Genomic DNA, 21,078 nt, shown 5'->3' with positions numbered 1-21,078 from the left:
ACAGGAGGACATTTCCATGATTATAAAAGTATCCATACCAAACCGTTTCCAGTTAAAGACCATCCCCAGCTTCAGGACCGTACTGATGCCCAAGCAGGGGGAGGTGCATTATATAGGAGGCGCTGATATACTGCCTGCTCCTCTGGAATCGGAGGAGGAGAGCCGGATGATAGGACTTTTGGGAGGCGAGGATGACAAGGAGGCAAGGGCTGCCCTGATTGAGCACAACCTGAGGCTGGTAGTCTACATAGCGAAGAAATTCGACAACACCAGCGTTGGGGTAGAGGATTTAATTTCCATCGGCACCATCGGCCTCATCAAAGCCATCAATACCTTTAAGCCGGATAAGAACATCAAGCTGGCCACCTATGCTTCCAGATGCATTGAGAATGAGATTCTCATGTATCTCAGGCGGAATAATAAGACGCGTCTGGAAGTGTCCATAGATGAGCCTCTGAATGTGGATTGGGATGGAAATGAACTCCTGTTGTCGGATATTCTTGGAACGGATGAGGATGTGATTTATCACGATATTGAGGATGAGATAGAAAAAAGCCTGCTCAGCAACGCCATCAGCCGTTTAAATCCCAGGGAACGTAAAATCGTGGAGCTGCGGTACGGCCTTACAAACGAGGACGGGGAGGAAATGACCCAGAAGGAAGTGGCCGATCTGCTGGGAATCTCTCAGTCCTATATATCCAGACTGGAAAAGAAAATTATGAAACGGCTTAAAAAGGAAATTGTCAGATTTGAATAAGCATGGTTTGAATGTTACGGAAAAGAGCAGGAGTTTCCTGAGGACATACTTAAATATATGGACCTGACCAAAGAAAAGGCGGAGGCCATATGGACAGAGCCGGATGAGGAAGGCAGCCTGTCCGCCGGCTGGGTTCAGGAAGATGGGCAGTGGAAATACAGGATGAGAAACGGCGCCTATAAGTCAGACGGATGGCTGGTGGACGGAGGAAAGTGGTATTATCTGGGAACAGATGGAGCCATGGTAAAAGAGGCGTATACTCCAGGCGGGTACTGGGTCAATGCCCAGGGAGCGTGGGAGCCGTATCACAGGTAAAACATAGACAGAGCAATACCGTCAAAAGGAGATTGGCAAATAGATACGCCCGGAAAGGGCTTCATCCACAGGCTGGATGTCCCTTTCCGGGCGTTGTCTGCGTTATTTGAGCTGAACCATGTTATCCTTGATGCGGAATGTTCCGAAGCTGCGGATAAAGCTGGAGATGCGGCTGAAACCATACTGCTTCACATCAAAGGAAGGGTATGCCTTTTTCAGCTCATCGTGTATGATGCTCAGATTATCCACATGACCATTATATCCCTTGATGATGCGGATGATTTCCTTTTCAATCTCAGTCTTAGAGATGCTGGCGCTCTTTTCCTGGACAAAATAACCGCCGTGGAGCTTGACCACCTGGAAGTCGTTGTTGTTCAGGCTCTCCAAAAAGGTGGAGAGCTTGGAGTAGCCGTAGTTTCTGACATCAAAGTCTGAAAAGCGCTTTGTAAGGAAGTTTCCCACCTTTGCAAGGATGATCGGCTGGTTCTGGCTGTTATTTTCAATGAGGAGCTTAGTGATGGCTTTCTGGATTTCATCAATGTTGGTAATGGTCTTCTGGTTCTCGATGACCGATGTCTCCGGCGTATCGTCAGAGGATATGATCTCCAGCAATTTAAACGTATCGCAGGCTGCACGAAAGGGTTTTGGGGTTTTCTGCTCCCCGATTCCCATGACAAACATCCCGGCCTCCCTCAGGCGCTGGGCCAGCTTGGTAAAGTCCGAATCGCTGGATACCAGGCAGAACCCATCCACATTACCGGAGTAGAGGATGTCCATTGCATCGATAATCATGGCCGAATCGGTGGCGTTCTTTCCTGCGGTGTAGCTGTACTGCTGGATGGGATTTACGGACCAGTCTAAAAGCACATTTTTCCAGCTGCGCTTTTCGTTATCTGTCCAATCGCCGTAAATGCGCTTGTAGGTGGCGATTCCCACATCCGACACTTCATCCAAAATGTACTTGATATACTTGGGGGAGACATTGTCTGCATCAATCAATACTGCAAATCTGCGTTCATTTTGTTCCATAGATATGTTCACTTTCTGTTGGCATATGTTTCAAACAAGCACTAACATGAATAGTTTAACACATCTGCTGAAAGGCTTCAAGGGTCAGCTTAAATAGGATTTCATACTTTTCAGCGCATTTTTTTCAAGGCGGCTCACCTGAGCCTGGCTGATATGGATTTCCTGGGCAACCTCGGTCTGGGTTTTCCCCTCAAAGAAACGCATGTCGATGATATGGCGCTCCCGCTCCGGCAGCCGTTTCATGGCCTCCACCAGAGATAAATCCTCCACCCAGTTTTCCTCCAGATTCTTTTTATCACTAATTTGGTCCATCACAAAAAGAGGGTCCCCGCCGTCCGTATAAACAGGCTCATACAGGCTGACAGGGGTCTGTATGGCGTCCAGCGCATAGGTGATGTCTTCCTTTGAAACACCTATTTCCTGCGCGATCTCCATGAGAGTGGGTTCCTTGGAATTGGTTCTGGTAAGCTGCTCTCTGGCATAGAGGGCCTTATAGGCAGTATCCCTCAGGGAACGGCTGACCCGGATGGAATTATTGTCCCTCAGATATCTGCGCACTTCTCCCAGTATCATAGGCACTGCATAAGTGGAAAATTTGACATTCTGAGTGATGTCAAAGTTGTCGATGGCCTTGATTAGGCCGATGCATCCAATCTGGAACAGGTCGTCGATGTTTTCTTGGCTGTTTGAAAAGCGCTGGATTACGCTGAGTACCAGGCGCAGGTTCCCTTTGATGTACTGCTCCCTGGCCTCCATGTCACCGTCCAGTATTTTTTGAAACAGTTCCTCTTTCTCTTCATTGCTCAGTAAAGGCAGTTTGGCGGTATTGACTCCGCATATCTCAACTTTGTAGCCCGACATAATCCTTACCTCCGTTATAATGCCATACGCCCTGAATTGGAAAAATACAGGGCTGTACTGGATGAATCTGCTATAACGAAATGATGTACGGATTCCAGATGTTTTATACGGTTTGGAGGGAGAAAAAGATTTCCATTTTTTTCTGGTTTGTGTGGATTCTGGCATTTTTGCTGACAGCGGCCATGAGATAACAGCAGATGATCTAGGCTTTACCAATGGCAGGATCGCTGAGTTTGCAAAGGTATTTTTCGGTACCAAGGGTGCCGTATATGAGGTATATCCCATGCGGGCCATATGAGGTCATCTATCCATGGTCACAAGGGTCCACCGGTCATTCTGCTGCATGATGAAGCATGGCTTTTTCACTCGGTATCTGTAATAGGCTTCCGCCAGGGTCTGGAATATCCTGTATTTCATCATGGCGGCACAGATTGGATAGATCGTCATATATGTAAATTCTCCTTTCAAGGGTGATATTATATTTTATTCAGCATGTCCTGAAATATGACTGGTGATTTGAAGGTCTGGTGCGTATCCTCATATTTACGCCGGACACAACACTACAAGCCTTCTCCCGGTATGCAAAATGAGATGCAGGTGCCCATTCCCTTCTTGCTGAGTATCTTAAGTCCGGCTCCTTCCCCGTAGCGCATGATTAGGCGGCTGTTTACATTGGTAAGCCCGATATTCTCGCTGCCCGGATTGGCTATCTTTTCATACAATTTTCTGATATCTGTTTTTTTCATTCCCACTCCTGAGTCAATGACGGAAAGAATCAGTTGTCCGCCTCTTTTAACAATGCGCAGCTTGATGAAGCCTGAGCCGTTCAGGGGCTTGATGCCGTGGTACAGGCTGTTTTCAATCAGGGGCTGGAGAATCAGGCGCATGATGGGAACACTCTCTAGTTCCATTTCGTATTCATAGTAGAGGATATACTTGTCCTCATAGCGGTACCGCTGAATGCTGTCATATTTTTTCAGATAATCGATTTCATCCTTTAAGGTTACCATGGAGTGGGGATTCTGGAGGGAATATTTAAGGATATCGGACAGCGCCTCAATCATCTGGTTTACCGCGGTGGGCTTATGGGTATATTCCATGGCCTTGAAATCCAGGGTCTGCAGGGTATTGAACAGAAAATGGGGATTAATCTGCAGCTGCAGAGCCGTCATTTCAGCCACCTTCTGTTCCTGCTCCCGCAGGGCCAGCTGGCTGCGCAGGAAGGTCTGGTTCAGAAAGAGCTGGACAATGTTATTGAGGATTATATCGTATTCATCCTTGATGAACGCGGGCTTTTCCGGGTTAAATACGCCCCGCTCTGCATCCGAGAACACTTCAACGAAATAATCAATCTGCTGATAATTCTTTTTGGTGATGGTATAAGCAATCCAAAGAGAGGTCGAAATCACCGCAGCCAGGACCATTAAAAACTGCAGGAGCAGGGTGTAAAGGGCCTGATAGTAGTTGGAGTGGCTGATGCAGGCCGCGATATAAGTCCCGCAGTCAGCCGGGATGATTCTCACATAGTATTTTCCGCGGCTTAAGTCCGCCCACCCGCGGCAGGCGTCGTCCGGCGACTGCTCAAGACGGCTGACCAGCAGCTCCTTGTCCTCCAGGGACAGCTGGGCGGTTTGAGCGCCTCCCTGGAGCAGGAAATTGCCGCCCCCGTCCAGGATAAAGAACCGGTCCAGCTGGGAACTTGTATTGATGAGCTGTTTTAACTGTTCCTCATATATGTTGACCATGACCACGCCCTTAAACATGCTCAGCTTCTTAAAGTAGGTAAGGACCGGGACGGGCTGTGTGTAGGAGTACTGGTGCATTTCCCTTCGTTCCAGCCATTCGTCCTGGTCAGAGTGGTCATAGGAATCCTTCCAGCTCAGGTCTGAAAACCGGGACAGCCGTGTGGTCCCTCCGGTGTCAGAGGTGAGAATGGAATCATAGCCATCCAGGTAATAGTACACAGAGGCAATATAGGGAGCGTTGTTGGTCAGTGAATTAAAGTTGGACAGGATGGTGTTGGTCAGGATTACGTCCAGGTAGCCAATCTGCTTATGGGAGATAAATCCCCGCAAGGAGATGGACAGCCTGGGGTTCCGGGCCAGGATATCGTACTGGGTGGCGGCGCTGTCCAGGACCAGGGAGTAGTTATCCCTCACAGCCTGGGCCGCTGTCTCGGCATCCTCACGGATTTCGCTCTGTTTTCCCTGAAAGACAAAGGCCAGGAATACCAGGAATACGGTGAGGATGGGAATGGATATGATGGCTGAATAATATAAAAAGCTTTTTATAAAATTACGTTTTCTCATGGTTTTCAGTTCCTTTTGGCATTTTTCCGGGTGGGGGAAGCCGGGCCGCGTCACGGGTGTGATTCCGGACGGCTGCCGCAATTACGGTACTGCGTGGGCGTCATGTTGAAATACTGGTGGAATGCCCTGGAGAAATTCTTGGGATTGTCATAGCCTACCCGGTAGGCAATTTCATATTGCTTGCAGCCGATATCCCTTAGCATCCGGGCTGCGTTTACCATCCGGGTCTTTAACAGATAATCGGAGAAGCTGGTATCCGAGTGCTCCTTCATGATTTTGGACAGGTAATTAGGGCTTAAGGACACCAGCCTGGCAGCCTGTTCCAGGGTGGCGTCCTGGTAGTCAGTGTCCAGATAGTTTTTTACCGTGGTGATGATTTTTTCATAGTAGCTCAAGCTTTCACAGATATCCGGCATGTCCCGGCCCTTTTCGCTGTCCAGCAGCTCCTTTACCCGGGTCAGACAGTCTGCCAGGTCCTCATATTTAACTGGTTTTAGCAGATAATCAAAGACGCCGTTGCGCAGGGCTTTCCGCACATACTCAAAATCCTGGAAACCGCTGAAAAATATGATTTTTACCTTTTTTTGGGACAGCAGACGTTCCGAGAGCTCCAGTCCGTCCATGAGGGGCATGCGGATGTCGGAGAGAATCAGGTCCACAGGGGTTGACAGGGCAAAGTCATAGGCATCTCTGCCGTTGGAAAATGAGCCGGTAATCTCAAAACCCAGCTGGTTCCATGGAAAGAGATTGGCCAGTCCGCTCCGTATCTTGGCTTCATCGTCTGCAATGATTACTTGGTACATAGGTGGGCCCCTTTCTTAAAAAATCCTGCTTTTATTATATATAAAAGAGAGAGAAAAATCATCTGAAAACTGGATCCGGGACAAAGGATTCCCAATAATGAATAAATATTGTAAAAAATGATACTTTCCCCGGAATTTTGATTAAGGAAAGATACCATTTTCGTAAGTACGGTTTCTTAACAAGATGGCAAAAGTACTGTACAATAGGGACAGTTGAAAAACAGGACAGAAACAATGATGCAGCAAAAGAACAACAGGAAAATGTAAAAGGGAGGTAATTAGTAATGAGAAAAGCAAAACAAATCACAGGCCTTTTAATGGCTGGTATTATGGCTTCCACCGTATTGGCGGGATGCACCAATGAACCGGCTCCTTCATCCACATCCCAGGCTGAAGCCGGAAAGGACAGTGGGGCAGGCAGCAGCGCGCCGGCCGCATCAGGCGACCAGATTACGCTCCGCTTCATGTGGTGGGGCGGAGATGAGAGGAATGAGGCAACCCTGGCTGTTATTGACCAGTATCAGAAGCTTCATCCCGAGGTGCGGATCGAGGCGGAGATGAACTCTGACCAGGGATATATTGACAAGGTATCCACCATGCTGGCCAACGGCACGGCTCCTGACATTCTTCAGCAGAACGTGGACTCCCTGCCGGATTTTGTGTCCAGAGGAGATTTTTTCGTGGATTTCTATGAGTACAAGGATACATTTGACACCTCCGGCTTTGACGAGACATTTATCAGCCAGTTCGGCACCTTTGACGGAAAGCTTTTGGCCCTGCCTACCGGTATGTCATGTCTGGCTGCAGTGGCCAACAAAAACGCGGCTGAGACCTGCAATGTGGATCTGACAAAGCAGATTACATGGGATTCCATGCTGGAGGACGGAAAGAAGCTTCACGCGGAGAATCCGGATTATTACTACATGAATACTGACACCAAGATACTCTGCGAGTACGTGCTCAGGCCATATCTGCGTCAGATGACAGGAGAATCCTTTATCATTGACAGTGAAAAGAAGATGAGCTTTACCAGGGACCAGCTGGTAGAAGTGCTTACATACATCAAGGACTGCTATGACGGCGGCGTCTTTGAACCGGCAGAGGACAGCGCTACCTTCAAGGGGCAGATTCACACCAATCCAAAGTGGATGGATGGAAAATTTGTATTTGCCTACGGCCCCTCCTCCAGCATCAACCTGCTGATGGATGCTGTTCCTGAAGCGGAGTGTACCGTTGTGCAGATGCCGATGGCAAAAGACCGGATCAACGACGGGTTCTTTGCAGATACGCCACAGTATATGACTGTGAATAAGAATTCTGAACATGTGGAGGAAGCAGTGGATTTCCTGAACTATTTCTATAACAGCGCAGAGGCCCAGGAGACACTTAAGGACGTAAGAAGCATCCCTCCCACATCCACGGCAAGGCAGCTGTGTGCGGATAAGGGACTCTTAAACCAGACCGTGGTGGATGCAGTGGATTTAGCGGCAGGGCTTAACGGCAGGAGCGATAAAGGATATACCACCAGCGCAGAGGTTTATGCGATTCAGGAAGATATGATAGAAAGCATTGCCTATGGACAGAGCACCCCTGAAGAGGCGGCCGACAATGCCATTGAACTGATTAATGACTATCTGAGCGGCCTGAACTAGAAGGCTCCAGAATCAAACATAAAAGAGATTGGCAGGCGGCCCGGACATCCTTTCCCGGGCCGCTTGAAGGATAGGAGGAAGATAGGATGGCAAAGCCAAGGCACGGCGGCTGGACCAAACGGAACAAGATTGGATTCATGTATGTGTGTATCTGGGGATTCGGTTTTCTGGTGTTCCAGCTGTACCCCTTTATCAGTTCGCTGCTGTATTCATTTACAAACTATGATATATTTCATGCGCCGGAATTTGTTGGGCTTGATAATTATGTCAAGTTATTTACAAAGGACAGGGAGTTTTGGAATTCAATGGCAGTCACATTGAAGTATACCTTTATCACAGTGCCGGGCAAGGTGGTGCTGGCCCTTATTATTGCCGTGATACTGAACCGGAACCTGAAGGGAATCAACTTCATACGAACCGTATACTACATACCGTCCCTGCTCAGCGGTTCCGTGGCAGTGGCAATCCTGTGGAAGGTGCTGTTCATGAATGACGGTTTCATCAACAGCCTTCTGGGCCTGGTCCGCATCGGTCCGGTCAAATGGCTGGGAACCCCGGATATGGCTGTCATCACAATCTGTATGCTGGAAATATGGCAGTTCGGTTCCTCCATGGTGCTGTTCCTGTCCGCCCTTAAGCAGGTGCCCCAGTCCCTGTATGAGGCGGCCCGGATTGACGGGGCGTCAAAACCCAGGATGTTCTTCAAGATAACCCTGCCCATGATTACATCCATCGCGTTTTTCAACATCATTATGCAGCTTATCACGGCCCTTCAAAACTTTACATCCGCATTTGTGGTGACGAGCGGCGGTCCCAATAAGGCCACCTATGTGCTGGGAATGAAGCTGTACACGGATGCATTTAAGTACTTTAAGATGGGATATGCCTGCGCTACCTCATGGATTCTGTTCATGGTTATCCTGGTCATGACCATTGTCCTGTTTGTGACCTCGAAGAAATGGGTTTATTACGATAATTAGGAGGACGGCATGAAAGAGAAAAAGATTAAAAACGGTATTACCTATGTAATTCTCGGAATCGTAGGTGTGGTGATGCTGTTTCCTGTCATATGGATGTTTTTTGCCTGTTTTAAAACCAATAACGAGATATTCGGCAGTCTGAGCCTTCTGCCCCAGGGATGGAGCCCGGAGGCATTCATCAAGGGGTGGAAGACCACGGGAACCTATACATATGCCCGGTATTTCATAAACACCTTTGCGCTGGTGGTTCCCACCACACTGCTGACGCTGGTGTCCTGCTCCATCGTGGCCTATGGTTTTGCCAGATTTGATTTTCCCGGCAGCCAGTTCCTTTTCATGGTTCTCATAGCCACGCTGATGCTGCCCAATGCAATCATTATTATACCCAGATACGCATTGTTCAACAAGCTGGGCTGGCTGGACTCCTATATGACCTTTTACGCGCCGGCTGCCGTGGGATGCTACCCCTTCTTCGTGTTCATGATGGTGCAGTTCTTAAGGGGACTTCCAAGGGATTTGGATGAATCCGCCTGCATTGACGGCTGCGGCCCCTTCCAGTGTTTTATACAGATCCTGCTTCCTCTGCTTAAGCCAGCCCTGTTTTCCGCCGGTCTGTTCCAGTTTTTATGGACCTGGAACGACTTTTTCAACACCAACATTTACATTAACACGGTTTCAAAATTTCCGCTGTCACTGGCCCTCAGGGTGAGTATTGACGTGACGTCCAATATACAGTGGAACCAGGTCATGTCCATGGCGCTGGTGTCCGTGATTCCGCTGATTCTGCTTTTCTTTGCAGCCCAGAAATATTTTGTGGAGGGCATTGCCACATCGGGCCTGAAGGGATGATTGGGTAAAGGAATAAAAGGCGAAGAAATAAAAAAGCGGGGAAACAAAAATCAGATATTGAGGGGAGACGCAACAGTGAGATACGGTTCGTGATGGAGGGGGACAGGGCTGTCCTTCGTCTCAGGCGTATGCCGGCGGAGGGCGCCGTCCGTTCCCAGGGAGTGCTGGAGGTGTTCCAGGGGATTACCAGGGAAGCTGCGAAATAAGCCCCTGGCCCGTAACAGTGGACGGAACTGAAATCACAATCCGCAGGGACGACTGGGATATGGACCAGCTCTATGGAAAAGCTCTTGCTTTCGGGGCGCCATACAGCGCTGCGCGGAAGCTCCTTCCAGGCATTACAGGGGCAGGCTTCATTATATAAACGGGCTTAAGGCCATGGATACTCCGGGCGGGCTGTCATCGGACGGCCTCCATCCATCGGATCAGGGTCATGAAATGATAGCGGAAAGGCCTGCCGGATATATGGCAGAAAAAAGGAGGATTGATTGAGAATATGAGTACGTACAAAAATCCGATTCTGTATGCGGATTATTCCGACCCGGATGTGGCGCGGGTGGGGGAGGATTATTATATGGTGTCCTCCTCCTTTACCTATATTCCGGGGGTTCCGCTTTTACATTCCAGAGATCTGGTTCACTGGGAGCTGATTAATCACTGCGTTAAAGAGCTTCCCTTTGAGAAATATGCCCTTCCATGCCACGGCTCCGGCACATGGGCTCCATCCATCCGGTATCATGAGGGGACATTCTTTGTGTTTATCCCGCTGGTGGATGAGGGAATCCTGGTTGCCAGATCCAGGGACCCCTACGGTGAGTTTGAATGTAATATGCTGTGCGAATCAAAGGGATGGATTGACCCCTGTCCTTTCTGGGACGATGACGGCAGGGCTTACATGGTCTTTGCCTATGCAAAGAGCCGATCCGGTATAAAACACCGGCTTTCGCTGGCGGAAATGGATCCCCAGTGCCGCTGTCTTCTGGCAGAGCCAGGGCTTATATTTGACGGTGAACAGATTGCGCCTACATCGGAAGGGCCAAAGATGTACAAAAAGAATGAATATTACTATATTCTGATGCCCTCAGGGGGCGTGGAGACCGGATGGCAGTCCTGCCTCAGATCCAGGTCTGTCTATGGGCCCTACGACTATAAAGTGGTGATGCACCAGGGAAATTCCCGGGTAAACGGTCCGCACCAGGGGGGCTGGGTGACATCGCCCGACGGGAGGCACTGGTTCATCCATTTCCAGGATGTGGTGGAGCTGGGCAGAATCATCCATTTGCAGCCCATGTGTTTTCTGGATGACTGGCCATTTATTGGCCAGGACCAGAATGGAGACGGCATTGGGGAGCCGGTGGAGGAGTGGCCCGTGCCGGCAGAAGGAATGCCGGAATACGCCATCCGCCAGTCCGATGATTTTGCGGAGAAGACACTGGGGCTCCAGTGGCAGTGGCAGGCCAATCCCAATACAGACTTTTATTCCCTGGAGGAACATCCGGGATACCTGCGGCTGTATTGTTACCGGAATCCGGGCAGGGAAAACCTGCTCTGGTATGCGCCCAATGTGCTGACCCAGATTCCGCAGAAACAAAAGCTGTCCATGACCGTGAAGCTGTCTCTTTCAGGCGGTGAGGACGGTGATTTTGGCGGAATCGGCATGGCGGGCCATGATTACGGATATGCGGGTTTGTACTACACGGGAAAGGGAATTCAGGTAAGATGTTACCGGGGAACGGTCACGGATCCCATGTTTGAAGGGGAAGCCGGTGAGAAGCTGGTCTTTTCACAGGAGGCAGAGGGGGAACAGGCTTGGTTCAGGCTGACCCTGGAGGAAGATAAGACGTATGGCTTTTCCTATTCTTCTGACGGCAGGAACTTTACCCGGATCGAATATTCATTTCCACTGAAACGTGCCACATGGACCGGCGCAAAACTCTGCCTGTGGTCCTGCTCACGGGAAAACCGGGAGTCTGGGGGATATTGTGATTATGAGTATGTGGAAATAAAATAAAAGACAAGGCTGTCTGCGTAAGACAGCCTTTGTTTATGATGAGGATTCAGGAACATGTTCTAATGAACCTCCGTATTCTTCCGGTATAAAATCAACAGTCCCTTCAGGAGCAGGGCGTCGTCCACCAGTATCTTATGGCGGCACAGCGGCGTGATGAACCTGGCCAGTCCGCCGGTGGCGATGATGGTGGGAGGCTCTCCCAGCTCCTTTTCCATGCGGTCCAGAATCCCGTCTATCATGTCCACGTTGCCGTAAATGATGCCGGAGCGCATACAGTCAATGGTATTCTTCCCAATGACATGGCTGGGAACCTCCAGGCTGATGTAGGGCAGCTGGGCCGTCTTGCTGCTGAGCGAGTTAAGGGAGACCTTGAGACCGGGAAGGATGGCACCGCCGATATAATTTCCCTTTTTGTCCACGGTGCACAGCGTGGTGGCCGTGCCCATATCTATGACCACCAGGGGAAGGGGATGTTCGTGGCTGGCTGCCACTGCGTCCACAATCTGGTCGCTGCCAACGGTCTTGGGGTTGTCCATGATGATATTCATGCCGGTTTTCATGCCGGAACCCACCAGCAGCGGACGGTTTCCCGTCACCTTTTCCACGGCGTTCAGGATGGTGGAATTAACAGGGGGAACCACGGAAGAGAGAATGGCTCCTTCTATGCTTGCAATATCAATCTGATGCATCTCCAGGATGTTCTTAAAGCTCACCGCGTATTCCGTATCCGTGCGTCCCTGGTCCGTGGTGACCCGTTCTATGAAATAGGTTTTTGTCTCGTCTATGCCGCCGATGACCGTATTGGTATTGCCCATGTCGATTGCTAAAATCATTGGGGGAACTCCTTTCAATCATTTAGGATGTATGTTATACTTTAACATGGATTGTAACATAGAAAAAGAGGAAAGACAACCGGAGGAATCATATGTTAAAAGGAAAGACAGTCCTTCTTGGCGTGACAGGAAGCATCGCGGCTTATAAGACAGCCGGCCTGGCCAGCATGCTGGTAAAAAAGGGCGTGAAGGTCCATGTTCTGATGACGGAGAACGCCACTCACTTCATTAATCCCATAACCTTTGAGAGCCTGACAGGCAACAAATGTCTGGTGGATACATTTGACAGGAATTTTGAATTCAGCGTGGAGCATGTGGCCCTGGCAAAGCAGGCGGATGTGGTGATGATTGCTCCTGCGTCGGCAAATGTCATCGGGAAGATTGCCCACGGCATTGCGGATGATATGCTGACCACTACGGTCATGGCGTGCAGGTGCAAAAAAATACTGGCGCCGGCCATGAACACCAACATGTACGAGAATCCCATTTTACAGGACAACCTTGATATTTGCAGGCGCTATGGTATGGAGGTCATAACACCGGCCTGTGGCTACCTGGCCTGCGGGGATACCGGGGCCGGAAAGATGCCGGAGCCGGAGGTATTGTATGAATATATACTGCGGGAGGCCGGCTATCCCGGGGATTTGGCAGGCAGACGGATTCTTGTGACAGCCGGGCCTACCAGGGAGTCCATTGACCCGGTGCGCTATATCACCAATCATTCCACAGGCAAGATGGGGTATGCCATTGCCAGGGTGGCGGCCTACAGGGGAGCCGACGTTACCCTGGTAAGCGGTCCGGTGGATCTGGCCCGCCCTTTGTTTGTGGAGACGGTTCCGGTGGAGAGCGCCAGGGAAATGTTTGAGGCGGTTACCGCAAGGAGCGGAGAGCAGGACATCATTGTCAAGGCGGCGGCGGTGGCGGATTACCGGCCTTCCACGGTGGGAACAGAAAAAATCAAGAAATCCGACGGTGATCTGTCCATTGCCCTGGAGCGGACCGACGACATCCTGAGGTGGCTGGGGCAGAACCGGAGGGACGGGCAGTTTCTTTGCGGATTTTCCATGGAGACCCAGAATATGCTGGAGAATTCCAGGGCCAAGCTGGCAAAAAAGCAGATTGACATGATTGTAGCCAACAACCTGAAGGTGGAGGGCGCGGGGTTCGGCACGGACACCAATGTGGTGACGCTCATCACCAGGGAGAGCGAGACAGAGCTTCCCATCATGTCCAAGGAAGAGGTGGCTGACCGCCTGCTGACCGAGATTTTGAAACGGACAAAAGGACAGGGAGGATTGAATCCTGCATGAAACAGGGTTCAGTCCTTTTTTCTTTCCTGCTCCCCGTGCTTTGCCGGAAGACAGACTGACAATGTCTTAACAAAGTCGTTGTGAAATGTATCTAAAAAAGCGTGGAATTCACGGCTAATACCCTGCCTTCATTGTGGCTTTTGACTAAAATGGCAAAACAGAAATATGGATATTGACTTTGAAACTGTCAAAATGTATAATTAAATCATGCTTGAAACGGGTTTCAAGAATAAAACACACAAAGGGCGGAAGGGCCGGAAGGCTGTAATCTGCAGACAGGCAGGATGGTGGACTTATGACGAGCATACGTGATGTGGCGAAGCTGGCGGGCGTATCCCCCTCAACCGTATCCAGGGTAATGAACGGTACGGCCAGGGTGGATGATGAGAAGAGGCAGAAGGTGGAACGGGCTATATCAGAAACCGGTTTCAAACCGAATGAGGTAGCCAGGTCGCTTTACAAGCGTTCATCCAAAATCATCGGCATACTGGTGCCAAACATTATCAATCCCTTTTTTAATGAGCTGGCGGGGGCTGTGGAAGAAGAATGTGACCGCAGGGGATACCGCCTGACGCTCTGCAACTCCAACGATGATTTGGAAAAGGAGAAGCGGAACTTAAGCCTGCTGGAGCGGATGAACGCAGACGGAGTCATCCTGATGACTAACATGGATGAGATACATAAGGAAGTGGGAAACTGCCGGATTCCGGTCGTGATGATTGACCGGCAGATTGAGGGGGGCAAGGAAATTGCCTGTATCCAGTCCAACCATTACCAGGGCGGGCGGATGTCCATGGAGCATCTTTTGGAATGCGGCTGCAGGCATATTGTGCAGATGAGCGGTCCGCTCCATCTGTCCAGTGCCAGAAAGCGCCACCAGGGATATCTGGATGTGTGCGGGGAGCGGGGAATCGAGCCTGCCTGCATAGAGGGAAATTACAGTTTTGAATCGGGAACCGAGATGGCAGCGCGGCTGTTGGAGAAGTATCCGGATACGGATGGAATCATAGCGGCTAACGACATGGTGGCCATATCGGTTTATAAGGAGCTTCACAGGAAAGGCATAAGGGTGCCGGAGGATATACAGTTAATCGGGTTTGACAACATATCCCTAAGCAGCCTGTTCACGCCGGAGATTACCACCATTGCCCAGCCCATAAAAAAGATGGGGCAGGATGCGGTTCGGATGCTGACAGAATACGTTGCCGGAGCTCAGATTAACAGGAATAAGGTATTCGATGTCAAGCTGATTAAAAGGGACACAACTCTTTAGGGAATGTCCGCAGCGCAGTACCAGGACATTCCCAGGCATCAAAGGGATAAAATAAAATGTAAAGTAGAAAAGGAGGAACTATGAAGACAGCAGTGGTAGGCAGCATCAACATGGACATGACAGTGACAGCCGAGAGGATTCCCTTAAAGGGGGAAACGCTGAAAGGAGAGGACATCCGCTACATACCCGGAGGAAAGGGTGCCAATCAGGCCGTTGCCATGGCAAAGCTGGGGGCGGATGTGGAGATGTTCGGCTGTGTGGGCGACGATGAGGCCGGAAGAAGCCTCATAAAAAACATGGAGGACATGGGAGTGGGAACCACCCACATTAAAGTGGCTCCAGGAGTGAACACAGGGCTGGCGGTCATCACCGTAGGGGATCACGACAATACGATTGTGGTGGTGGCGGGAGCCAATGACAGGGTGGACCGGGAATACGTGGACAGCATAAAGGATGCTCTGCTGTCATGCGGCATCGTATTGCTGCAGCATGAAATTCCCCAGGATACCATCGAGTATGTAATTGATATCTGCCATGAAAATGGCGTAAAGGTAGTACTGAATCCCGGACCGGCCAGACCGGTGAAGCCGGAAGTACTGGCAAAAGTGGATTATCTTACGCCAAATGAACACGAGGCAGCCATCCTGTTCGGGGATATGCCTGTGGAGGAGATGCTTAAGGCACATCCCGGCAAGCTGGTGATTACCCAGGGGTCTAAAGGCGTATCCACATGCCTTCCATCAGGAGAAATTCTTACCGTACCTGCCAGAAAAGCCAATGTGGTGGACACCACAGGAGCAGGAGACACATTAAACGGGGCATTTACCGTACAGATTGCGGGGGGCAGCACCATGGAGGAAGCGCTCCGGTTTGCCAACACGGCGGCCAGCCTGTCCACGGAGCGGTTCGGAGCCCAGGGCGGAATGCCTGTCCGCAGCCAGGTACTGGAAGCCATGCATCAGGAGAGAATGTAACGCATTGACAAACACGCTTTCGGCGTAAAGAAGACGGAGGAACAGAACATGAAGAGACACGGCATACTCAACAGCAATATTTCCAGGGTACTGTCAGCCATGGGGCATACGGACAGAATCGCAATCGCTGACTGCGGACTGCCCGTGCCAGAGGGGACAGAGCGCATTGATTTGGCTGTGACATTTGGAAATCCCCGGTTTATGGACGTATTGAAAGCGGTTTCAAACGATATGAAAATAGAAGCGGTGGTTCTGGCAGAGGAAATCAAAGAACAGAATCCACAAATCCTGGAGGAAATCCAGGAGCTTTTTGCCAGCTTTGAAACCGGTTTCAAACCGGAAAAAGTGGAATTTGTCCCGCATACCCGCTTTAAGGAGATGACAAAGGAATGCAGGGCCGTTATCCGGACCGGAGAGACAAAGCCCTATGCCAACATCATCCTGCAGTCCGGCTGTATCTTTTAGAGCAGAATTTATCTGGAGGAAAACAACATGAAAATAGAAATGAAAGGAATCAACAAATCCTTTGGTCAGAACCAGGTCCTAAGGGATGCCGGCTTTGTGCTGGACGACGGAGAGGTACACGCCCTGATGGGAGAAAACGGCGCAGGTGACCGTGTTATAATAAGACCAAGTTAGCAAGGAACCCAATGAAATCAAGGGTTTGCGGCTACTTAGGTCTTAATTTATTTTACCACAATCGAACTGCTTTTTCAATAAATCCAGTGTCGTTTTCCAAAGGGTGGGATATTTTTAGGACCAGGGCCGCAGCCGGGTGGTTTGGGACCTGCTTATACTTAGTCCTATTCCAAATATCCTTTTCTTTTACTTCTTCTTGAAGTGAAGCCCTCTTTCGGGGGAACAGCGCTGTTAAAATATAAATACAAAGAGGACTGAGTAAAGCGATTTTGTTAGCTGACCTTAGTCCTCTTTTGCATTTTAGGAGGAAAAGGGTATGCAGGTGCTATTTATTATTTTTATCATCATGTTGATTTTAACAGGAATTGTCATCGTTGCATTAGCTGTAACGGCGAAGCAATCTGACGAAAGATTACGCATTATATGTAGTACCTCTCTTGAACGGAAGGAGAGGTGAAGGTAATGCGGGACTATACAACTGGAAATCCGATTGTGGATGCAAGTGCCGAAATCAATATTACCGGCAATATTACACCGCAGACGTGGTATAAGACAATCATAAAGGAAACAGGTAAACCGCATTTGACTGCCATTGTCATACTTGCAGATATCGTTTACTGGTATCGTCCAACTGAATTGAGGGACGAAAGTACCGGGCAGATTATAGCGATTCGTAAAAAGTTTAAAGCTGATCTACTTCAGCGGAGTTACCAACAGATTGCGGAGCAATTCGGATTGAGTAAAAAAGAAGCTACTAATGCAATTATATTTTTAGAGAAATTAGGTGTAATAAAAAGAGTTTTCCGGACAATCAATATGAATGGTCTTGTTGTAAACAACGTCCTATACATAGAGTTGATTGTTGAGAAGCTGAAAGAATTAACATATCCCCACTGTTTTGATACCCGTGTCCCTTCTACGGGAGACAGGGGAGAAGATATGGCAGATGAAAAGAGGGACGAACAGTGCTTTATCTTGAAAAATAGTGAGATAACTGGTTTTCAGCAGGGAGGTGTCCCCCAAAAAAGAGACAGGGTATCCCTTGAAAAAGAGGGACCTGCTACACTAGAAAAAGGTAGATGCCACTTTTCTGAAAGCACAGCACTATCCAGTAACAGGCAGACAAATACAGATATTACTACAGAGACTTCAACCATAGATTATACCAATCCTATCCAATCCCATCAGAATACACAGCAGGTATTTAAAGCAAAGATTGGATATGATGCGATTTGTATAGACCGTCCTTACGATGTAGACAGGCTGGACGAAATTGTGGGAATAGCAGTGGATGTGCTTACATCAACAAAAGATACAGTCAGAATCAATCAGGAGGAAAAGCCTGCAGCTATTGTTAAATCCGTATTCTGGAAATTAGATATGTTTTGTATCCAGTTTGTTTTAAACAGTCTGTCAGAGACGAAAACCAAAATTAGAAATATGCGGGCAGCTTTGCTAACTGTTCTGTATAATTCGGCATTTACATCAAGTAATGTGGTGATGAACCAGGCAGCAGTGAATGGTGACATCTACTCCGGATGCTTATAAGCAAAGGGGGTGATGGACAGTAATTAGGGTTAGACAACTACGCCAGGGTAAAGAGTTGACGCAGTGGGAATTGGCGGACAAGCTGAAAATCAGCTTGCGTACATATCAGCGAATTGAGTATGGGCAGCAAAAGCCGTCCTACAAAGTAATTCTGGAACTGCAAAAGATATTTCAGGAAAATATTGAATTTATCCTGCAGGAAATATAGCTGCTGAATAAGGAATGGAGGAGATATATGTTTGATATCAATCAATTAGAGACAATGGACATTGTATTTGCCAATGAAGCGCATGAGAGATTTTTCCGTGAAAAGGTTCGTGAACTTCCAAATTCGCGTAAAGACAATAAAGAAGTTGCCATGATTTATACTCTTGGAATATGTGACATGACAAGGGCTGCATTTACACAGATTGTGGATCAGAGAACAGAGCAGATCAATCCAATGGCATTATTTGCAGGATGGCAAACATCGGCCTCGATGAAAGTGACACGGCTGGCAATCAATCTTTATACAGGCTTTTCACAGACAGTGAACAGGGATGATTCAAAAGAGGGTTACAACTTCGGGGAAGTCAGCTCGGAATATACAGTCGAAGAAGTATTTGACTGCCCCTATGCAAGATATTTTATTGAATCGGTTAGACTGCGTTATGGTATATCGTGAAGAGGGGGAGACATTGAAGAATGAGAATGTACAAGACGGACGATATCATTGAGATACTGCAGGACAGCAAGGAATACGATAACAAATATGTAGGGTTTGAAGTGAATGAAAAAGGCAACCTTATCATCACATTAAAGGAACATGCTCCGGGCTGGAGGGATTCGGACGGATTCGGTGAAGCCGTTGAGGAACTTGAACTTTTGGAGAGCGCCGGCGAATATTAACGACAGAGAGGAAAAGTCAAAATGGATAGAGAAATTCTTGGAATTGATCATGGAAACAGGCAAATGAAAACAGCCAATACGGCATTTTTATCCACAGTAACACCACAGAGGGTAAAACCCAGTAATTTGAGTCAGATTCTGGAGTTCAATGGGGAGTATTACGCAATTGGCGGCAGCATGGAAGAGGTGAATACGAAAATTGACAAAACTGTGGACGATGATTACTATATCCTTACCCTGGCGGCGTTGGCTACTGAATTAAAATTCAGAGGTAAGACCCAGGCAGCAGTCCGATTGGCAACAGGATTACCACCGCGGTGGTATGAAACACAGATGAAAGCATTTCGTAAATATTTGGGCAGGGAAAGGGAAATGAACTATCGGTATCAGGGAGAAGAATTCCATGTTTATCTGGAAGGCGTGAGTGTATACATGCAGGGCTTTGCCGCTATCACCGATATACTGGCAGAGACGGAAGGAAAATCCTGTCTATTGGTAGATATTGGCGGAGGAACCGTTGACGGAGTTCCGATTGAGAATATGCGTCCCAGTGGTGCACAGCCTATTATAGATAATAATGGCACCATAAAATGTATCTCCAGCGTGAATGAGGTACTGATGGCCGAGTTCGGGGAGAAGGCAAAACCATATATCATCGAAAAGATCATGCAGACCGGTACATATGCCGGTGACGAGGCGTACCTGCAGGTAATCCGAAGGGAACTGGGCAGATATACAGAATATATTTATAACCTCATTAAGAAGCATGGATATAACCTCCATCTGGAAAAAATAATCTTTATGGGCGGTGGGGCTTCAATCATGCAGAATTTCGGGGATAACAAGGGGAAGGACGTGATAAGTATTCCCGATATCCATGCAAATGCGAGAGGGTATGAAGAAACCCTGAAAAGCATATGGAAGGCCAGACAGAGCATGGCCGGATAAGGAGGCTATACATGGATGATAAATATGCCACTACACTTCGGCTTTATAAAAATAATCCGGTACATTTCCAGGCACTCACCTGTCTGGAAGCGTATAACCGGGAACTGTTCAGTTCACAGAACGATTTTATAGCCGAGGCAGTGATCTATTATTCGGAACACCTAAAAAGGAAAACGGACTTTAAAGAACTGGAGGGTACGTTATCCAGTATAAAAGAACATGAGGATTACTTCCGTGAATTGACCAGACATGCTTTAGAGGAGGCATTGGAAACAATACAGACCGTATCAATGTACATGCAAACTGGTAATGATGTCAGTACGAAAGAGAAACAGGAACCCGAAACAAGGAATGAACAGCCAGCCGTTAAGGTGGATCAGGCAACAAAAAAAGATTTAAAACTGCTTGAATTTTATGGTTCATTTGGTGACTTTGAGGACGAAGGAGAAGATTGTTTATGACGATATTATGTGCTATTATTAAATTTGTAGGAAAATTGTTGCTTGCTTTTATATATGTGGCATTGAAAATAGCTTCATTCAGCATCAAGCTGGTGGGCTGCATGTTTCTGTTTATGTTCCACCTTTTTATGATTTTAGTGGACATGGGAACCCCATCTTAAAAGACAGGAGAAAAATATGGCTGTATGTAAAATTTGTGGTGGTGAAATGCTGGAACACGTAGGATGTAAAGTGGAAACGTGTATCTGCAAAGGAAAAAGCCATGTGCGTATCAAATTTGGCTACGAGAAAGACATGGAAACATATTATGATGATGGTGATATATGTCCGGATTGTTTTGCTCCATTTGGGAACTTCCACCATTATGGCTGTGATATGGAGGAATGCCCGGTATGTGGTGAGGCAATCTATGGCGATTGCTCATGTGATTTAGTATTTTATGATTTGGAGGATATGAATCATGGACACAATGGGGTCTGATAGTATGAGCACAGTCATATGGTTCATGATCGTTGCAGTTATCCTGTGCATATTTTTTCAGTGTGGTTTAAGAAAAAAAGTAATTTGAAACAAACAGAATAAAATAATGATTGGAGATCCGGTACATGAGTGAAATGGAGCCTATCCATATAAATGAA

Annotated in this window: 26 protein-coding genes; 20 read left to right on the top strand and 6 right to left on the bottom strand. The window is 48.2% G+C overall.

Features of this window, described 5'->3' with window-relative positions; all coding sequences use genetic code 11:
• Positions 1 to 16 precede the first annotated feature (16 nt).
• Both sigE and LA360_RS07670 read left to right on the top strand, forming a co-directional pair.
• Positions 17 to 757, top strand: coding sequence for an RNA polymerase sporulation sigma factor SigE (gene sigE / locus LA360_RS07675; protein WP_002583898.1), 741 nt, complete (start codon positions 17 to 19; stop codon positions 755 to 757).
• Between the two features lie 57 nt (positions 758 to 814).
• The gene (locus LA360_RS07670) at positions 815 to 1,072 is read left to right on the top strand and encodes a hypothetical protein (protein ID WP_022203300.1); all 258 of its coding nucleotides are present in this window, start codon (positions 815 to 817) and stop codon (positions 1,070 to 1,072) included.
• Positions 1,073 to 1,174: 102 nt separating this feature from the next.
• Here LA360_RS07670 and LA360_RS07665 read toward each other — a convergent pair whose 3' ends face one another.
• The gene (locus tag LA360_RS07665) at positions 1,175 to 2,101 is read right to left on the bottom strand and encodes an NYN domain-containing protein (protein WP_022203299.1); all 927 of its coding nucleotides are present in this window, start codon (positions 2,099 to 2,101) and stop codon (positions 1,175 to 1,177) included.
• Between the two features lie 84 nt (positions 2,102 to 2,185).
• On the bottom strand, positions 2,186 to 2,962 hold the full coding sequence (gene sigG / locus LA360_RS07660; RefSeq protein WP_002583895.1) for an RNA polymerase sporulation sigma factor SigG: 777 nt from the start codon (positions 2,960 to 2,962) through the stop codon (positions 2,186 to 2,188).
• A gap of 151 nt (positions 2,963 to 3,113) precedes the next feature.
• Between sigG and LA360_RS07655 the strand changes: the two genes are divergently transcribed.
• Entirely contained in the window at positions 3,114 to 3,260 is a 147-nt protein-coding gene (locus LA360_RS07655) for a hypothetical protein (RefSeq protein ID WP_160116321.1), read from the top strand.
• A gap of 2 nt (positions 3,261 to 3,262) precedes the next feature.
• Here the strand turns inward: LA360_RS07655 and LA360_RS07650 are convergent, their stop codons facing one another.
• The 3 genes from LA360_RS07650 to LA360_RS07640 all read right to left on the bottom strand — a co-directional run bounded on the left by LA360_RS07650 (position 3,263) and on the right by LA360_RS07640 (position 6,074).
• The gene (locus LA360_RS07650) at positions 3,263 to 3,409 is read right to left on the bottom strand and encodes a hypothetical protein (RefSeq protein WP_022203298.1); all 147 of its coding nucleotides are present in this window, start codon (positions 3,407 to 3,409) and stop codon (positions 3,263 to 3,265) included.
• Between the two features lie 113 nt (positions 3,410 to 3,522).
• Entirely contained in the window at positions 3,523 to 5,271 is a 1,749-nt protein-coding gene (locus LA360_RS07645; RefSeq protein ID WP_022203297.1) for a cache domain-containing sensor histidine kinase, read from the bottom strand.
• A gap of 50 nt (positions 5,272 to 5,321) precedes the next feature.
• Complete coding sequence (locus LA360_RS07640; RefSeq protein ID WP_022203296.1) at positions 5,322 to 6,074, bottom strand: response regulator transcription factor; 753 nt, start codon at positions 6,072 to 6,074, stop codon at positions 5,322 to 5,324.
• A gap of 284 nt (positions 6,075 to 6,358) precedes the next feature.
• On the opposite strand from LA360_RS07640, the gene LA360_RS07635 reads away from it, so the two are divergent.
• The 5 genes from LA360_RS07635 (at position 6,359) to LA360_RS07615 (ending at position 11,566) form a co-directional block, all read left to right on the top strand.
• Positions 6,359 to 7,726, top strand: coding sequence for an ABC transporter substrate-binding protein (locus LA360_RS07635; protein ID WP_057571592.1), 1,368 nt, complete (start codon positions 6,359 to 6,361; stop codon positions 7,724 to 7,726).
• An 86-nt stretch (positions 7,727 to 7,812) separates the two neighbouring features.
• Complete coding sequence (locus LA360_RS07630) at positions 7,813 to 8,706, top strand: carbohydrate ABC transporter permease (RefSeq protein WP_057571593.1); 894 nt, start codon at positions 7,813 to 7,815, stop codon at positions 8,704 to 8,706.
• Positions 8,707 to 8,715: 9 nt separating this feature from the next.
• The gene (locus tag LA360_RS07625; protein ID WP_057571594.1) at positions 8,716 to 9,555 is read left to right on the top strand and encodes a carbohydrate ABC transporter permease; all 840 of its coding nucleotides are present in this window, start codon (positions 8,716 to 8,718) and stop codon (positions 9,553 to 9,555) included.
• Between the two features lie 223 nt (positions 9,556 to 9,778).
• Positions 9,779 to 9,919 carry a hypothetical protein gene (locus LA360_RS07620; RefSeq protein WP_225537428.1) on the top strand — a complete coding sequence of 47 codons (141 nt, stop codon included), beginning with the start codon at positions 9,779 to 9,781 and terminating at the stop codon, positions 9,917 to 9,919.
• 132 nt (positions 9,920 to 10,051) lie between these two features.
• Positions 10,052 to 11,566 (top strand): glycoside hydrolase family 43 protein, encoded by a 1,515-nt coding sequence (locus LA360_RS07615; RefSeq protein WP_057571595.1) that lies wholly within the window; start codon positions 10,052 to 10,054, stop codon positions 11,564 to 11,566.
• A gap of 59 nt (positions 11,567 to 11,625) precedes the next feature.
• On the opposite strand, the gene LA360_RS07610 is transcribed toward LA360_RS07615, so the two are convergent.
• Positions 11,626 to 12,399 (bottom strand): type III pantothenate kinase, encoded by a 774-nt coding sequence (locus LA360_RS07610; protein ID WP_022203291.1) that lies wholly within the window; start codon positions 12,397 to 12,399, stop codon positions 11,626 to 11,628.
• Between the two features lie 92 nt (positions 12,400 to 12,491).
• On the opposite strand from LA360_RS07610, the gene coaBC reads away from it, so the two are divergent.
• The 12 genes from coaBC to LA360_RS07550 all read left to right on the top strand — a co-directional run bounded on the left by coaBC (position 12,492) and on the right by LA360_RS07550 (position 20,920).
• Positions 12,492 to 13,709 (top strand): bifunctional phosphopantothenoylcysteine decarboxylase/phosphopantothenate--cysteine ligase CoaBC, encoded by a 1,218-nt coding sequence (gene coaBC, locus LA360_RS07605; protein WP_022203290.1) that lies wholly within the window; start codon positions 12,492 to 12,494, stop codon positions 13,707 to 13,709.
• Positions 13,710 to 14,004: 295 nt separating this feature from the next.
• Positions 14,005 to 14,982, top strand: a complete 978-nt coding sequence (locus LA360_RS07600; RefSeq protein ID WP_002594872.1) for a LacI family DNA-binding transcriptional regulator — start codon at positions 14,005 to 14,007, stop codon at positions 14,980 to 14,982.
• Between the two features lie 80 nt (positions 14,983 to 15,062).
• Entirely contained in the window at positions 15,063 to 15,956 is an 894-nt protein-coding gene (gene rbsK / locus LA360_RS07595) for a ribokinase (protein WP_022203289.1), read from the top strand.
• A 48-nt stretch (positions 15,957 to 16,004) separates the two neighbouring features.
• The gene (gene rbsD, locus LA360_RS07590) at positions 16,005 to 16,421 is read left to right on the top strand and encodes a D-ribose pyranase (protein ID WP_022203288.1); all 417 of its coding nucleotides are present in this window, start codon (positions 16,005 to 16,007) and stop codon (positions 16,419 to 16,421) included.
• 27 nt (positions 16,422 to 16,448) lie between these two features.
• Positions 16,449 to 16,595, top strand: coding sequence for a hypothetical protein (locus tag LA360_RS07585; RefSeq protein ID WP_157127803.1), 147 nt, complete (start codon positions 16,449 to 16,451; stop codon positions 16,593 to 16,595).
• A gap of 462 nt (positions 16,596 to 17,057) precedes the next feature.
• Positions 17,058 to 18,143, top strand: a complete 1,086-nt coding sequence (locus LA360_RS07580; RefSeq protein ID WP_112481689.1) for a DUF6017 domain-containing protein — start codon at positions 17,058 to 17,060, stop codon at positions 18,141 to 18,143.
• A gap of 22 nt (positions 18,144 to 18,165) precedes the next feature.
• A complete protein-coding gene (locus LA360_RS31095) occupies positions 18,166 to 18,351 on the top strand; it encodes a helix-turn-helix transcriptional regulator (RefSeq protein ID WP_112481690.1) in 186 nt (61 codons plus the stop codon).
• A gap of 27 nt (positions 18,352 to 18,378) precedes the next feature.
• Positions 18,379 to 18,807, top strand: coding sequence for a DUF6075 family protein (locus LA360_RS07570; RefSeq protein WP_112481691.1), 429 nt, complete (start codon positions 18,379 to 18,381; stop codon positions 18,805 to 18,807).
• A 20-nt stretch (positions 18,808 to 18,827) separates the two neighbouring features.
• Complete coding sequence (locus LA360_RS07565) at positions 18,828 to 19,031, top strand: alcohol dehydrogenase (RefSeq protein ID WP_112481692.1); 204 nt, start codon at positions 18,828 to 18,830, stop codon at positions 19,029 to 19,031.
• 21 nt (positions 19,032 to 19,052) lie between these two features.
• Positions 19,053 to 19,979 carry a ParM/StbA family protein gene (locus LA360_RS07560; RefSeq protein ID WP_112481693.1) on the top strand — a complete coding sequence of 309 codons (927 nt, stop codon included), beginning with the start codon at positions 19,053 to 19,055 and terminating at the stop codon, positions 19,977 to 19,979.
• Positions 19,980 to 19,990: 11 nt separating this feature from the next.
• Positions 19,991 to 20,440, top strand: coding sequence for a hypothetical protein (locus tag LA360_RS07555; protein WP_225537427.1), 450 nt, complete (start codon positions 19,991 to 19,993; stop codon positions 20,438 to 20,440).
• A 177-nt stretch (positions 20,441 to 20,617) separates the two neighbouring features.
• Entirely contained in the window at positions 20,618 to 20,920 is a 303-nt protein-coding gene (locus tag LA360_RS07550; protein WP_112481695.1) for a hypothetical protein, read from the top strand.
• Positions 20,921 to 21,078 lie beyond the last annotated feature (158 nt).

The sequence above is a fragment of the Enterocloster clostridioformis genome, assembly GCF_020297485.1.
In the GTDB taxonomy this organism is placed as follows: Bacteria; Bacillota; Clostridia; order Lachnospirales; family Lachnospiraceae; genus Enterocloster; species Enterocloster clostridioformis.
The sequence above is the reverse complement of the archived record's forward strand: the minus strand, read 5'-3'. Positions and strand labels throughout refer to the sequence as shown.